This window comes from Escherichia sp. E1130 (genome assembly GCF_005781065.1).
Lineage (GTDB): Bacteria > Pseudomonadota > Gammaproteobacteria > Enterobacterales > Enterobacteriaceae > Escherichia.
In genome coordinates, this window is the sequence record NZ_VATL01000018.1 from 1 (window position 1) to 14,885 (window position 14,885).

15 protein-coding genes and 1 tRNA gene are annotated in these 14,885 nt (G+C 50.4%); 6 read left to right on the forward strand and 10 right to left on the reverse strand.

Features of this window, described 5'->3' with window-relative positions; genetic code table 11:
* The first annotated feature begins 181 nt into the window (after positions 1 to 181).
* Positions 182 to 985, forward strand: a complete 804-nt coding sequence (gene dkgB / locus FEK66_RS17485) for a 2,5-didehydrogluconate reductase DkgB (protein WP_135493488.1) — start codon at positions 182 to 184, stop codon at positions 983 to 985.
* Here dkgB and yafC read toward each other — a convergent pair.
* The gene (yafC, locus tag FEK66_RS17490) at positions 982 to 1,896 is read right to left on the reverse strand and encodes a DNA-binding transcriptional regulator YafC (RefSeq protein ID WP_000648583.1); all 915 of its coding nucleotides are present in this window, start codon (positions 1,894 to 1,896) and stop codon (positions 982 to 984) included. The genes dkgB and yafC overlap by 4 nt on opposite strands.
* 240 nt (positions 1,897 to 2,136) lie before the next feature.
* On the opposite strand from yafC, the gene FEK66_RS17495 reads away from it, so the two are divergent.
* Together FEK66_RS17495 and FEK66_RS17500 are read left to right on the forward strand one after the other, a co-directional pair.
* Entirely contained in the window at positions 2,137 to 2,937 is an 801-nt protein-coding gene (locus FEK66_RS17495; protein ID WP_089628352.1) for an endonuclease/exonuclease/phosphatase family protein, read from the forward strand.
* A 77-nt stretch (positions 2,938 to 3,014) separates the two neighbouring features.
* The gene (locus FEK66_RS17500; RefSeq protein ID WP_131162113.1) at positions 3,015 to 3,785 is read left to right on the forward strand and encodes a class I SAM-dependent methyltransferase; all 771 of its coding nucleotides are present in this window, start codon (positions 3,015 to 3,017) and stop codon (positions 3,783 to 3,785) included.
* Between the two features lie 47 nt (positions 3,786 to 3,832).
* Here the strand turns inward: FEK66_RS17500 and mltD are convergent, their stop codons facing one another.
* Together mltD and gloB are read right to left on the reverse strand one after the other, a co-directional pair.
* On the reverse strand, positions 3,833 to 5,191 hold the full coding sequence (gene mltD, locus FEK66_RS17505) for a murein transglycosylase D (RefSeq protein ID WP_130209753.1): 1,359 nt from the start codon (positions 5,189 to 5,191) through the stop codon (positions 3,833 to 3,835).
* Positions 5,192 to 5,262: 71 nt separating this feature from the next.
* Positions 5,263 to 6,018 (reverse strand): hydroxyacylglutathione hydrolase, encoded by a 756-nt coding sequence (gene gloB / locus FEK66_RS17510; protein ID WP_135493489.1) that lies wholly within the window; start codon positions 6,016 to 6,018, stop codon positions 5,263 to 5,265.
* Positions 6,019 to 6,051: 33 nt separating this feature from the next.
* Between gloB and FEK66_RS17515 the strand changes: the two genes are divergently transcribed.
* Positions 6,052 to 6,774 (forward strand): class I SAM-dependent methyltransferase, encoded by a 723-nt coding sequence (locus FEK66_RS17515; protein WP_135493504.1) that lies wholly within the window; start codon positions 6,052 to 6,054, stop codon positions 6,772 to 6,774.
* On the opposite strand, the gene rnhA is transcribed toward FEK66_RS17515, so the two are convergent.
* Positions 6,771 to 7,238: a ribonuclease HI gene (gene rnhA, locus FEK66_RS17520; protein WP_000917883.1), complete on the reverse strand. Its 468-nt coding sequence runs from the start codon at positions 7,236 to 7,238 to the stop codon at positions 6,771 to 6,773. The two genes, FEK66_RS17515 and rnhA, sit on opposite strands and share 4 nt — an antisense overlap.
* A 64-nt stretch (positions 7,239 to 7,302) precedes the next feature.
* Between rnhA and dnaQ the strand changes: the two genes are divergently transcribed.
* Both dnaQ and FEK66_RS17530 read left to right on the forward strand, forming a co-directional pair.
* Positions 7,303 to 8,034 (forward strand): DNA polymerase III subunit epsilon, encoded by a 732-nt coding sequence (gene dnaQ, locus FEK66_RS17525; RefSeq protein ID WP_001366128.1) that lies wholly within the window; start codon positions 7,303 to 7,305, stop codon positions 8,032 to 8,034.
* Between the two features lie 132 nt (positions 8,035 to 8,166).
* A tRNA-Asp gene (locus FEK66_RS17530) sits at positions 8,167 to 8,243 on the forward strand.
* A 150-nt stretch (positions 8,244 to 8,393) separates the two neighbouring features.
* Here FEK66_RS17530 and FEK66_RS17535 read toward each other — a convergent pair.
* The 6 genes from FEK66_RS17535 to tagK are packed head-to-tail and all read right to left on the reverse strand — an operon-like array spanning position 8,394 to position 14,564.
* On the reverse strand, positions 8,394 to 9,443 hold the full coding sequence (locus tag FEK66_RS17535) for a type VI secretion system ImpA family N-terminal domain-containing protein (protein WP_135493490.1): 1,050 nt from the start codon (positions 9,441 to 9,443) through the stop codon (positions 8,394 to 8,396).
* Between the two features lie 10 nt (positions 9,444 to 9,453).
* On the reverse strand, positions 9,454 to 10,449 hold the full coding sequence (gene tssG, locus FEK66_RS17540) for a type VI secretion system baseplate subunit TssG (protein ID WP_135493491.1): 996 nt from the start codon (positions 10,447 to 10,449) through the stop codon (positions 9,454 to 9,456).
* Positions 10,446 to 12,329: a type VI secretion system baseplate subunit TssF gene (gene tssF / locus FEK66_RS17545; protein ID WP_135493492.1), complete on the reverse strand. Its 1,884-nt coding sequence runs from the start codon at positions 12,327 to 12,329 to the stop codon at positions 10,446 to 10,448. Before tssF ends, tssG begins: the two co-directional genes overlap by 4 nt.
* Positions 12,330 to 12,344: 15 nt before the next feature.
* Positions 12,345 to 12,839, reverse strand: a complete 495-nt coding sequence (gene tssE, locus FEK66_RS17550) for a type VI secretion system baseplate subunit TssE (protein ID WP_130209743.1) — start codon at positions 12,837 to 12,839, stop codon at positions 12,345 to 12,347.
* Positions 12,836 to 13,666, reverse strand: a complete 831-nt coding sequence (locus FEK66_RS17555) for a type VI secretion system accessory protein TagJ (RefSeq protein ID WP_135493493.1) — start codon at positions 13,664 to 13,666, stop codon at positions 12,836 to 12,838. The genes tssE and FEK66_RS17555 overlap by 4 nt, the downstream gene beginning before the upstream one ends.
* Positions 13,653 to 14,564, reverse strand: coding sequence for a type VI secretion system-associated protein TagK (tagK, locus tag FEK66_RS17560; protein WP_135493494.1), 912 nt, complete (start codon positions 14,562 to 14,564; stop codon positions 13,653 to 13,655). The genes FEK66_RS17555 and tagK overlap by 14 nt, the downstream gene beginning before the upstream one ends.
* Positions 14,565 to 14,885: the final 321 nt, after the last annotated feature.

Consider the following 14,885-nt stretch of genomic DNA (forward strand, 5'->3'; position numbering starts at 1 on the left):
AGTCCCGTCCGTTCCGCCACTTATTAAGAAGCCTCGAGTTAACGCTCGAGGTTTTTTTTCGTTTGTATTTCTATTATTGCTAAAATCGCAAAAATCCTCTGCGTTTTACGCCCTTTTTCCGCAACAGTCTGAAGCCCATAATCACCTCAATTAACGAAAATAGCATTAAAAGAGGCATATTATGGCTATCCCCGTATTTGGTTTAGGTACTTTCCGTCTCAAAGACGACGTTGTTATTTCATCTGTGAAAACGGCGCTAGAACTTGGCTATCGCGCAATTGATACCGCACAAATCTATGATAACGAAGCTGCAGTAGGTCAGGCGATTGCAGAAAGTGGCGTGCCACGTCATGAACTCTACATCACCACTAAAATCTGGATTGAAAATCTCAGCAAAGATAAATTGATCCCGAGTCTGAAAGAGAGCCTGCAAAAATTGCGTACCGATTATGTTGATCTGACGCTAATCCACTGGCCGTCACCAAACGATGAAGTCTCTGTTGAAGAGTTTATGCAGGCGCTACTGGCAGCCAAAAAACAAGGGCTGACGCGTGAGATCGGTATTTCCAACTTCACGATCCCGCTGATGGAAAAAGCGATTGCTGCTGTTGGCGCTAAGAACATCGCTACCAACCAGATTGAACTCTCTCCTTATCTGCAAAACCGTAAAGTGGTTGATTGGGCCAAACAGCACGGCATTCATATCACTTCCTATATGACGTTGGCTTATGGTAATGCACTGAAAGATGAGGTTATTGCTCGTATTGCAGCTAAACACAATGCGACCCCGGCACAAGTGATTCTGACGTGGGCGATGGGGGAAGGTTACTCCGTAATTCCTTCTTCTACTAAACGTGAAAACCTGGAGAGTAATCTTAAGGCACAAAATTTACAGCTTGATGCCGAAGATAAAAAAGCGATCGCCGCACTGGATTGCAACGACCGCCTGGTTAGCCCGGAAGGTCTGGCTCCTGAATGGGATTAAGCCTCTCTGACAGCTCCTCCGGGAGCTGTTTTTACATGCTCGCTAAGGAAATCGATAAAAGCCCGGATGCGCGTACTTACCGCACGGTCGCTGTAATAGACTGCACTGAATGGCATTTCCACTGGCAACACTTTATCTGCCATTAACTCCACCAATTCTCCGCGAGCGATTTCTCTGTCGATCATGTAGTCGGACAAACACGCAATCCCGTTGCCACTCAGGCAAAGCTGTTTCAGTGTTTCCCCACTATTGGATGACAAACCGTACTTCACCTCATGTAATTGTCCATCACTACAGGCTATCGGCCAGGTATTGAGGGAAGCGGGTTCAGTGAATCCCAGGCAAACATGTTGCTTTAAATCGTCGATCGTTTCTGGCTTCCCGTAGCGGGAAATATAATCAGGGGAGGCGATAATTTTTCGATAACTGTTAAATAACGGCCTGGCACGTAAGCTGGAATCCGTTAACGTACCGGCGCGTATCGCGACATCCACTTTTCTTTCGATCAAATTAATAATCGTTTCGGAGGAGACTAGCGATAAAGTGACTTCCGGATAGCGTTCACGGAAAGGCTTAATCAACGGCATCAGAAAGTGCAGCACCACTGGCGTCGCGGCATCGATCCGTAACAGTCCACGCGGTGTATTACGCGTCTCCATAATTTCTGATTCTGCCGCTGCCATCTCCTGCAAAATTGACTGTACGCGACGAAAATAACGCTCGCCTTCTTCCGTCAGGCTAAGTTGTCGCGTGGTCCGATTAAGCAGGCTAACGCCAAGTTTCATCTCCAGCTTTTTCACCGCCCGGCTTACCGCTGAGTTTGCTTGCCCTAATTGTTCCGCTGCCCGGCTAAAGCTGCCGCTTTCGACGACAGAAACAAAAATGGCGAGTTCTTCCGACGTGGCTTTCATTTTTGCTCCCGTTGCAAAATAGAAGAGATATTTTGAATTTATTTGTCATTAAACCATCAGGATACGTGATATGTCATCCGATTTAATGATATCTATAAAGAGTAAAATTCAGTCTGGTGTAAGTACTTGCTTACATAACAATCTACAATTGCTCGTTGAAAGAGTGAGCTAAAATCCCTATAACAGTAGAACCCTCCTGAATGCGGAAGGGGTGACGTAATAGAGGTTTCAAAGTCAAAAGTGCGAAAAAACACCTATGCCATGCGCTATGTTGCCGGACAACCTGCGGAAAGGATTTTACCGCCGGGGTCTTTTGCGAGCATTGGCCAGGCATTACCGCCCGGAGAACCGTTAAGTACCGAAGAGCGTATTCGGATCCTGGTGTGGAACATATACAAACAGCAACGCGCTGAATGGTTGTCGGTATTAAAGAACTACGGCAAAGATGCACATCTGGTTTTATTACAGGAAGCGCAAACAACGCCAGAGTTAGTACAGTTTGCGACTGCTAACTATCTTGCTGCTGATCAGGTACCCGCTTTCGTGCTGCCGCAGCATCCTTCCGGTGTAATGACCCTTTCGGCGGCACATCCCATTTATTGCTGCCCGTTACGCGAACGTGAACCTATTTTACGTCTGGCGAAATCAGCGCTGGTGACGGTCTACCCATTACCTGATACCCGCCTGTTGATGGTCGTCAATATTCACGCCGTCAACTTCAGTCTTGGCGTAGATGTTTACAGTAAGCAGTTACTTCCTATTGGCGATCAGATTGCCCATCACAGCGGCCCGGTCATTATGGCGGGAGATTTCAATGCCTGGAGCCGTAGAAGGATGAACGCGTTATATCGCTTTGCGCGGGAAATGTCGCTGCGCCAGGTGCGTTTTACCGATGATCAGCGCCGTCGGGCGTTTGGTCGCCCGCTCGATTTTGTTTTCTACCGTGGTCTTAACGTCAGCGAAGCTTCTGTACTGGTTACGCGCGCTTCCGATCACAATCCGCTACTCGTTGAATTCAGTCCCGGCAAGCCTGATAAATAAGGTATGTCAGGTCTGCCACAGGGCAGACCAACGTTTGGCGCTGCCCTTTTATACTCAAACAACAAAAGGACAGCGCAATGACAATACAATCCCACCATGACCACGTAGAAAAGCAGTTTAGCTCGCAGGCCAGTGAGTATTTAACCAGTACCGTACATGCATCCGGGCGAGATTTACAGCGCCTGGCGGTGCGTCTGGCTGATTATCCTGATGCAAATGTACTTGATATGGGCTGCGGAGCAGGGCATGCCAGCTTTGTCGCTGCGCAAAACGTGAGCGCGGTGGTGGCGTATGACTTATCTGCCCAAATGCTGGATGTCGTGGCACAAGCTGCCGAAGCCCGGCACCTGAAAAATATCACCACCCGCCAGGGATATGCCGAAAGTCTGCCATTTGCCGATAACGCATTTGATATTGTTATCAGCCGTTATTCTGCCCATCACTGGCATGATGTTGGTGCAGCACTGCGTGAAGTGAATCGGATATTGAAACCCAGCGGTAGGCTGATTGTGATGGACGTAATGTCTCCGGGTCACCCAGTGCGCGACATCTGGTTACAGACGGTAGAAGCATTACGCGATACCTCTCACGTACGAAACTACGCCAGCGGTGAGTGGTTGACGTTAATCAATGAAGCCAAACTGATAGTTGATAATTTAATTACAGATAAGTTACCGCTGGAATTTTCTTCATGGGGCGCCAGAATGCGTACGCCAGAAGCATTAGTAGACGCTATTCGCATTTACCAACAGAGCGCATCGACAGAGGTGAAAACGTATTTTGCCTTGCAGAATGATGGCTCTTTCACCAGTGATATCATCATGGTAGAAGCACATAAAGCGGCATAAATAAAAAAGGCACCGGGGGAATCGGTGCCTTTTTATTATCTGGTTTATCAGGAATCTGGCATGTTGCTGTTTTTCACAAACAACGTCAGCTTATCGCCTGGTTGCAGATTCGCAGTGTCGCTGTTCCAGCGCATCACATCTTTGATGTTCACGCCGTGGCGTTTAGCAATGCTTGAAAGCGAATCGCCTTTGCGCACACGATACGTAATGCTATCGCTGTTGTTTGCCAGCCGCTGTGCGCTACTACCTGCGCCAATCGTCAAACTTTGGCCTGGTTTCAGCTTAGCTCCGCGCAGTTTATTCCACTGCTGCAAATCTTTGGTGCTTACGCCGAGACGTGAAGCGATACTTGAAAGCGTGTCGCCAGAACGAACGGTGTAAACACGACTGTTAAGCGGCGTATTGTCGGCAACCAGCGTCGACTGTACAGCAGCAATTTCGCCGGAAGCCAGAGATTCACGCAGTTGATCTGCATGCTTCTTTGGCACCATCACGTACTGCGGGCCACTTGCGCCCAGCGTGGAGCCTTTTACACCAGCGTTGAATGTCTTCAGCTTGCTGACGGAAATTCCCGCCATATCTGCAACCTTCGCCATATCAACCGGGCTACTCAGGTGTACACGCGCCAGAGCACGGCTTTCATCGGTCGTCGGCAGACGTACACCATAACGTTTGCTGTTTTTGAGAATATCGCTCAATGCCAGCATTTTAGGCACGTACTGCTTCGTTTCCTGCGGCAACGGTAACGACCAAAAGTCCGTGGATTTCCCACGTGCTTTGTTCGTTTTAATTGCCTTCATGACCCGACCTTCGCCGCTATTATAAGCCGCTACGGTCAAAAGCCAGTCGCCGTCAAACATCTTGTTCAGACGCTGCATCATGTTCAGCGCGGCTGTCGTTGAAGCAACAACATCGCGACGCGCGTCATAATTGCGAGTCTGTTTCAAACCATAATTGCGCCCCGTGCTCGGAATGATCTGCCAGATGCCTGCGGCATTGGCGCCAGACGTCGCGTGAGGATCAAAAGCGCTCTCCACTATGGGTAGTAGTACCAGTTCCATAGGCATGTTACGTTTTTTAACTTGCCCGGCTATCCAGTACATATACGGCTCTGCCCGTAAAGTTACATCGTGGAGATAGCTCTTATTGCGTAAATATTTCTGTTTCTGTTCGCGAATCCGGTCATTTTCCGGAATTCCCATCTTTAGCTCGTCGCCAATGAAAGCCCACAAGTCACCATCTGGCGCGATAGACGTCCCATCGTCCATCCATCGTGCCTGACTTGTAAACTTTGCTGCTTCCCCTTGACCAGCTGCAGAAAGGCTCTGTGCGTGCTGTTGGACGTTACCGGTACTCTGGCAACCCACGAGCAGGACAGAGGCGAGTAATATCGCTTTTGCCTTCATGTGTGTGTCAATAGTTGCTTAAAAGACGACCGATCATAACGGCGAACGAAGCCGATGACAAGAAAGTTTTATCAGAATCTATCTTTCTTTGACCTTAACCAGGCAAAACGTTCCTCAGGTTGTTGCAATAATGTTTCTTTATTAATTACATTAATTAAATCAATATCTTCTGTTCTTAAAAAAACATTAATTTTCCGCTCATTTTTCAGAATTACGGGGAGTGTAATTTGATTTTTTGCCCGTAACTCAATAACTTTACGATAATAATCATTTATGGACAAATCGTGCGGAAGAATACTCAAGGCAAACTTCATATTTGATAAAGTATATTCATGAGCACAACATACCAGTGTATCGTCAGGTAGAGCACTTAATTTTTTAAGTGATTGATACATTTGAGAAGCTGTACCTTCAAATAATCGCCCGCAGCCACCAGAGAAAAGAGTATCACCGCAAAATAGATAAGGATTGCTGAAGTAACAGATGTGTCCTAAAGTGTGACCTGGTGTAGCAATTACACTAAATTCATGCCCCAAAACGAAGGCAGTATCACCATCTTTGGCTACCTGCGTTGTTCCCTTATCTTGTGTCTCTTGTGGACCGTAGACCACAATTTGCGGAAACTTTTCCACCAGTTCTTTTACGCCGCCAACATGATCGTGGTGATGGTGGGTGAGAAATATGGCCTCCGGTTGCCAGTTATTGGCGGCAATGGCCTTTACTACCGGCTCCGCTTCTCCAGGATCGACAATCAGGCAACGGCCTGCTTCATCATTCAAAACCCAGATGTAATTGTCATCAAAGGCAGGAATACTGTTAAGATTCATATATTACCTCTCAGTGTGAAACGGAAGGTTGTGATGAAACCGGCAAGGAACCCTCAAACAGTCGTGGCTCCTGATTGCTGGGGCGATTTGCCCTGGGGAGAGCTTTATCGCAAGGCGCTGGAGCGCCAGCTCAACCCATGGTTCACGAAAATGTATGGTTTTCATCTGCTTAAGATTGGCAATTTAAGCGCAGAAATCAATTGCGAAGCGTGCGCGGTTTCTCATCAAGTGAATGTTTCTGCGCAAGGAATGCCCGTACAGGTGCAAGCGGACCCACTTCATCTTCCTTTTGCCGATAAATCCGTCGATGTTTGTCTATTGGCGCATACGTTGCCATGGTGCACCGATCCGCATCGTTTGTTGCGTGAGGCCGATCGGGTATTGATTGATGATGGCTGGCTGGTCATTAGTGGCTTCAATCCCATCAGTTTAATGGGATTACGTAAACTTGTGCCAGTCTTGCGAAAAACATCGCCTTATAACAGCCGGATGTTTACCCTGATGCGACAACTGGACTGGCTCTCTTTGTTGAATTTTGAAGTGCTACACGCCAGCCGTTTCCACGTTCTCCCGTGGAACAAGCACGGAGGGAAACTATTGAATGCGCATATTCCTGCGCTTGGTTGCTTACAACTTATTGTTGCCCGGAAACGGACTATTCCTTTAACGCTAAATCCGATGAAACAGAGTAAAAACAAGCCACGAATTCGCCAGGCGGTCGGCGCCACCCGGCAATTTCGTAAACCACAGGCTTAAACTTCGACTTGGTAGCCCGTATCTTCCAGTGTGGGATTCATTGCCGCGGCACGAGCCAGTTCATCGCAACGTTCGTTTTCTGGATGACCGGCATGGCCTTTTACCCATTCCCATTTGATTTGATGCTGCCCCAACGCGGCATCAAGACGTTGCCAGAGATCAACATTTTTTACTGGTTTTTTGTCTGCTGTTTTCCAGCCACGTTTTTTCCAGTTATGGATCCACTGGGTGATCCCCTGGCGGACATACTGGCTGTCGGTACTCAGAATGACTTCACAGTGTTCTTTTAACGCTTCCAGCGCGACAATAGCGGCCATCAACTCCATACGGTTGTTGGTGGTGCGGGTGTAGCCAGCGCTAAAGGTTTTTTCGCGTCCACGATAGCGTAAAATAGCACCGTAACCCCCAGGTCCTGGATTACCCAGACACGAACCATCGGTGAAAATTTCTACCTGTTTAAGCATCTCTGGTAGACTTCCTGTAATTGAATCGAACTGTAAAACGACAAGTCTGACATAAATGACCGCTATGAGCACTGCAATTACACGCCAGATCGTTCTCGATACCGAAACCACCGGTATGAACCAGATTGGCGCGCACTATGAAGGCCACAAGATCATTGAGATTGGTGCCGTTGAAGTGGTGAACCGTCGACTGACGGGCAATAACTTCCATGTTTATCTCAAACCCGATCGGCTGGTGGATCCGGAAGCCTTTGGCGTACACGGTATTGCCGATGAGTTTTTGCTCGATAAGCCCACGTTTGCCGAGGTAGCCGATGAGTTCATGGACTATATTCGCGGCGCGGAGCTGGTGATCCATAACGCAGCGTTTGATATCGGCTTTATGGACTACGAGTTTTCGTTGCTTAAGCGCGATATTCCGAAGACGAATACCTTCTGTAAGGTCACCGATAGCCTTGCGGTGGCGAGGAAAATGTTTCCCGGTAAGCGCAACAGCCTCGATGCGTTATGCGCCCGCTATGAAATAGATAACAGTAAACGAACGCTGCACGGGGCATTACTCGATGCCCAGATCCTTGCGGAAGTTTATCTGGCGATGACCGGTGGTCAAACGTCGATGGCTTTTGCGATGGAAGGAGAGACACAACAGCAGCAAGGTGAAGCAACAATTCAGCGCATTGTACGTCAGGCAAGTAAGTTACGCGTTGTTTTTGCGACAGATGAAGAGCTTGCAGCACATGAAGCCCGTCTCGATCTGGTGCAGAAGAAGGGCGGAAGCTGCCTCTGGCGGGCATAAATACCGGTGAAAGGCGCTAAAAATAGCGGCTTGGGCGATTTTTGCAGCAAACGATTCAAAAGATGAGAAAAGTCGTTGACGAAGGCCGAGGCAATCCGTAATATTCGCCTCGTTCCCAACGGAACACAACGCGGAGCGGTAGTTCAGTCGGTTAGAATACCTGCCTGTCACGCAGGGGGTCGCGGGTTCGAGTCCCGTCCGTTCCGCCAATATTCAGAAAGCCTGAGTCAGTAATGATTCAGGCTTTCGTCGTTTTAGCCTTCAGGAGAGTTTGTTGTCCCTGAAGGCAAATAGATATAATCTAAAAAACTGTCACATCATATATAATGACCAGCTATTATAAATTCTGGCCATTTCTGTTATTCCAACGCATCCCATTTCTCCAGTAATTCTGCTGGAATTTCATTTATTACTTCCGAGAAGCGTTTTCCGACCAGGCGCTCTGCCTGACGCAACAAGGGAATAGTCGGACTGCTCGGCTCGCTATACTCAAACCAGCGACGTATAACTCTCAAACGTTCCAGCGCATCGTTCCGGTCGCTAATTTGCCTTTGTTCTGCGCAGACCTTTCCGGTCTTTTCAGCAGGTATATCTTCGAGTGGTGCAACATACTCTGCCTGTGCCGTTTCAGTATTATTGATGGAGACATGCTCCGGAAGAACAGCCAATGTTTCCTGTGATGGGATCTCTGGCGTGGTTGATTGCACCGCTCCCGGTAACAGAGTCAGCAGTTGCGTAAGCCGCGAAAAGTCCGGAGCATGGTCATTCAGCATTTTACGCGCATGGCGTTGCAGTCGCTCAGTGTTTTCAGCGGCCTGGCGAAAAGCGTCTAGCGGCAGTACACCGCGAGCTTCCAGATCGGCCAATTGCTGACGTACCGATTCCGGCGCCAGGGCATCCGCCGGGCGTGATGCAGACAACGAGCGTTCCACATCTCGCACCTGGAGGCGCAAAGTGGCATTATTTGACAGCGTAATGCCTCGGATATCCGCCATTACGCCTTCGTGGTCCAGCAACGCCGATAGTGCGTTGCTGCGCGCCACTGCCGCATCTTCGGCGGTGATATCTTCAGTTGCAAGCAGTTGTGGATGGATGGTATCCGGGTACAAGCTGCACAGCGTTTCGAGTTGCGTGAGTACCTCTGCCAGTCCTCTGGCTCCGGTCTGCTGGATACGGCAGCGCAGTAGAATCACCAGGATTCGGATATCTTTGCTTCGTGTCAGCAGGCGGCGAGCGTCTCGCTCGAGTTCTGCCCAGTTAATGGTTTCCGGCGTACTGACAAAATCGCCATATTGCGCTTCTTCACGCGGTGCAGCGCGGGTGAACAGCAGCAGGTATTCCGGATCATATTCCAGATCCGGGCCACAGGGGCGTTCGGCCGAAATAGGGTCTGACAGAGATGTATCCATTAAATTATCCTTAGTGCGCCAGATAGTGCTCAGGTTCGAAAATCATGCCTGTCACCGGATCGTCGTGCATGGCTTTTCCAGCCCAGGCGGTCCAGCCTAACTGATATGGGCCGCCGGTAACGGCAGGAGGAGCGGCGTGTGGTTTTAGCTGTAGCTCAATTTCCCAGCAGTATTCAAACCCGGTAAAGGCGCGAACCAATTCCGTCAATACGGGCAGGTTGTTGCCGCCAGGCAGGAAGCGTTGATAATCGGCCAGCGTCAGTGGGCCAATCACCAGTCTGAACTTATACTGCACGTCCGGCACGGCCTGACCGATGAGTGCGCCGTTGCCAATGACGGAAGAAAGGGCTGGTGTCCCCAGCCGGGTAATTTCATCATCTGCCACGGGTATCCAGTGCAGGACATATTCCTGTATCCGGAAAGGCACGCCGAAATAGTGCGCCAGCGTGGCAGCCAGCCCGTCTGGATTGCGTGATTCGCGCGCCAGATGAGCCGATGCCGCCAGGCGAACGTGATCCGGTAGCGGGCTGTCTACACTTTCTCGCAAATCTTGCCCGCTGAGGCTGGCGATATAAAAGGCAAATCGGTCATATTTCGGTTTATCCAGACCACCTCCAGCTGACTGGGCGCTGCGCCAGGCCTGATAAAACTGGGTCAGCCAGCGGTGATGAAAAAGGTCAGTAAAACAGGTTAGCGTCGGATCGCGGTAGCTTTCGGTCCGGTTACGCGCCAGTTCGGTGTAGTGCAGCGGCAGCGGGCCATTCGGCCCCCACAGCCCGAGGCTGTACAGACTGACGTGCAGGCGCCCTTCCTGCCAGCTTACACTGGCGATTTCCCGTGGTGCAAAAGTCAGCGCAGGTGTTTGCCCGAGGCGGAATTTTTCCATTCGTGGCTGCCAGGCACTACCTGCAGGGACGGTACACAACTGTACATTCACGCGGCGCATCAGGTTCAGAAAACCGTAACGCCAGGGCATTCCCTGCGCCTGAGTGAAATCGCCGTTCATACACTTCCCCGCTGTCCGGCCCTGACCGGCCAGGTTATAATTTTGCCGCGCTGCATACTGTGCAGCGTCATCTGCGAGAAGGTATTAATGGAAACATGACGGGCGATATAGTGTTCCAGCACCAGGCCGAACAGATACGGACTGATGCCAGAAAAACCTTCTTCATCCACCGTCAGCTCACAACAGACGCCGCGACCATAGACCAGCAGCCCGGAACCCGGCAGACGGCGGGTGACCGGCGTTGTTTTGCAGCCAATCAGGCTGCGTACCTGTCGTGATTGCGGACTGTCATGCGCCGGAATAAACAGGTTAAGCAGATCGCGTAGCGCTTGACCGCCGGTACGGTGATCCAGATCGGCCAACGGCAGATAATTAAAGGATAACTGGCGGATCAACCGCCAGGCCATTTCACGTTCCGCCAGTGGATGCTGCGGCGGACGAGGCGGGCGAATAAGTCCCACGCCCGCCACCGGGATGGCCGCATCCACGGTCAGATCGTCCCAGCCATTGCGTGCAATAAGGCAGGGGAGATCGCGGTTGGTGACCATGGTCGTGATGGTGATATGGCGCAGATTTTCCGGGTATGGCGCTTCATATTGGTCAACCAGTGACAGGAACACTTCCGATCCCGTATAGGGGGTGCGGGTGCCGTAGCGGCGGGCGTTTTCCGACAACCGACGCGGCTCCCGGCGCAGGGAAAAATAGCGCCCGTGGTTGCCTTCATCGTTATTGCGGGTGTGGTAGAGCGGGCGAAAGGTCATTTTCCGTGTAGTGTCGGTTTCCAGCCCTTCCACTTCCTGGACCGAGAACACCTCATAATCCAGTGGATGGGTCCTGTCCACCACAAGGTGCTGCTCTGTCGAGCTGTGGGTGACGTCGATTCGGGCGGTGACGCGGGGAAAAAGGTTAACAACCGGGGTACAGAACAGGCTGAACTGTGACGCATTTGTCTGGTGGATCAGCCAGTCCGGCGGTAGGTGATTTAGTAAGATCACAATCTCCGCTACGCCGCCGTTAATTTTCTGTAACCCGGCAGACAGACCTGCCGGCGTGAAAAAATAAAAGCGTTCCGGACAGGCAAAATATTCATGCAGCAGGTTATGACCGTGAAATACGTTCCAGGCCAGTGGCAGCAGTCCCTGACCTGGCTCCAGCCCCTCGTAGGTAACTGGCTGTTTCAGATTTACATCCAGTACGCCGTCAAAATGACCCGGAACGCCTGCCAGTGTGGCAATGGAACTGGTATGCAGAAGTTCGAACAGGTGAGAGGCTGTGCGTTCCTCGCCGCAGAGATATAGCGGTAGCCTGTCCAGCCCGGCAAGTTGGCTAAACGTTAGTTCACCGAAGGTGCGCAGGGTAATACGCAGCGCACCGGCGACATGAATGTTGGTAGGTAGGTAGCGATGCAGAGCAGGCATATCCGGTGGAGCTGCAGTCAGGCGCACCTCTTCGATGGTGAGCGGCCACAGCGTCACATCCTGGCTGCTGCGAAACTGGCAGGCGGTACTTTCGCCTTCCGGAATGGCGGAAAAAAAAGCGGTGTCGCGTGGGACGGTGAATCCCTTCGCCAAATCGCCTTCTTCCGGATCGGGATGCAACTGTGCCACGCTCATTGAGGGCGTGGGAGTAACATAATTGGGGCTGACGACCTCCAGCAGGCGCTGGGTGAAACGCGGAAATTCAGCGTCAATTTTAAGCTGCGTACGGGCAGTCAGGAAGCTGAAGGCCTCAACCATCCGCTCCACATACGGATCGGCAATATCCGTTCCCTGCATTCCCAGCCGGGCGGCGACTTTGGGATGACGTTCGGCAAATTCGGCTCCCGTTTCACGCAGGTAGCTCAATTCGCGGTTATAGTATTCCAGTAGCCGTGGATCCATCGGTCACCCTCTATATTAAAAAAACGTAATGCGGCTCTGTTCCATATCCAACGCGCTGCGTACCCGGAATGCCGTCGGATACGGCTGCGTAAGGATTTCGCCACGAATTTCAAACTGTAATGTGTTATGGCCACTCTGGCGTTGTTCATCCTGTAGTGGAATTATTTGCAGGGTGGATGCTTTCAGCCGGGGTTCAAATCGAGTAATCGTGCGTAAAATAGCCCTGCGGATATCGTCCCACTTGTGTTCATACAGAAAGCTGCCTGCCAGTGGAGGCAGGCCGTAGTTCAGAACAGAAGCTGCCGCCTCTGGGTAACGAGTGGCATCAATATCATCTTCATGACTGACAGTGTTGAGTAAAAATGACAAATCCCGGCGGATGATCTCCTTGAACTGGACTGAACTGACGCTGATATCGTGATCGCGCTTCTGCTGCGGGGCATCGTCACACAGTCGATCAAACAATGTAGGCATCAGGTGGTTGCTTTGGCGCAAACGAGAGGCGCTCATGCGTCACTGCTTTCGGGTGTATTAAAGGTACAAGAGGTCATATCCAGCAGGCTGATATCGCCGTGGCTGGTGAGCCACATTTTTTGTCCTAACGCCGTAACCAGAGTTTCTCCAGGCCCATCCTGCCAGGTGGTTTCCCGGCACAGACGCAAGGTATCAGCAGCGCTTTCAGAACCACTGTAGCGAGAAAACAGCCAGGCGCTGTGTGTGTCGCCGTTGTGAAGTGTGATATTGACGGGTTTCCAGATTAGATCTGTCAGATTAGCCGGCAGGGGGGATTTCAGTGAACGAATTTGCGAAAATGGCAGCCAGATATACACGCCACCAGCGACCAGTTCCAGCACCGGGCCGGTACGCGAGTCACTGTCGCTTATCCAGTCGAATACGCCGCCATTCCACTGCCCGGTGGTGTCTGTTATAGCTTCAAGCGCGTGGGTGCGGTTGGCATCGGCTTCCTGCACTTCGCCGCGGGCGTTACAGGCGAGAGCAGCCAGTAAATCCTCCATCCAGGCGAGTGGTGGGAGAATAAAACCGGGACGCTGTTCGCCCTGAAAGCAGGAGTGACGGTATATTTCACAGCGGATCAGCTCGCCAAATACCTGTGCCTCGCGAGCATAATTTGCGTCCACTCGGGCGCACAGTTGAATTTGTTGCAGCGCCCGCGACCAGTCACCGATTGCGCACAATAACTGAAACAGGCTGTGCCGACGTGAAGCCTGTGCCGGGTGCATCTTTACCTGGTGTTCCGCCAGTTGAATGCCCTCTGCCACGGAATAGTCTCGCAGCAGCGCCGACAAGGTAGCCGGTAGCACGTTATTGTTTGTCATGAGTGATATCTCCGTGTTGTGCCGGGTTTATCCGGTAATGGCTGTCAATGCCGATGACTCGGTGCTCTCGCTGCGTCAGATCGGGCAGAATGGCGTTATGCACTGCCTCCGGTTTGTATTCAGGAGAAAGCAGATGCAGGATATCAGGAGGAGTCTTTTTGGTAGGCCAGGTAGATTCTCCTTCACCGGTGGCATCCAGTACATCGAGAATAGCGTCAATACTTAACCCGCCAGTGACCATATCCTGTAATGTATCGGCTTCAGTGACCAGATCACGCAATGAAGACAACTCCTGCGTGCCACCCTCTCCATTAAGGGGGAAAGGATCGGCATGACGATGAATATCTTGTTCAGGAGACAACAACGCCTGTCGGTATTCCTGATAAAGCAAGGTTAGTGGGGTATCTGAATCTGGGGGGCCTTCAGTAGCGACTGCGCCATGAACCGGAATAATATCGAACGGATTTTGCTGCTGCTGTTGTTGTCGAAACCAGTCGAGATCGAGATATTCGGTTGTTGTTTCAGGCGAAATGACAGGCTGCAGTGCCGTTTTTTTCTCGCATGGCTCAGGAGACATCGGATTGTCCCGGACAAGACACCAAGAAGATAACCCCCATTCAATCAGGTCCCCTTCATTCAGGCGCATACGGTGATGTGGCTCCACAATCAGGTCATTTACCGTGCAACAATATTCATCGGACAGATTGATTATCCACCATGCCTCTTCGTGGCGAGTCAGGCTGAGAGCAATCTTTGTATCCTCCTCCACATCAAAAACAGGGCTCCATGGCGCTTTGACTGTGAAGATAATCTGTGTTCCTGCAGTGGCGTAAATGGTGCCATCGGTAACTCCGTGCCCCTGTATTTTTTGCAGTCCCCAGGTAATATTTTGTTTCATTACGTATCACTGTATAGAGTGTTTTTTTTAATAGAGTAATTATTTATATTTTTTAGATAAGTAACGCTGATTAATTTGCTTTATCAATATTAATTTTCTCGTAAATATATAATGGTGATTATTGCTGATATATATTCATGATATGAATTCAATTAACTTTTTGTATTGAAAATCATCATGAAAAAGATACTAACCGTTATATTACATTGCATTCTGTGATATGCATCATTGTTTCAATCTGAGATTTTGATAATTCTATTAATTAGAAATCTTAATCGGTACATTTATATTTATGTATCATTTATATGTTTTTACATCATT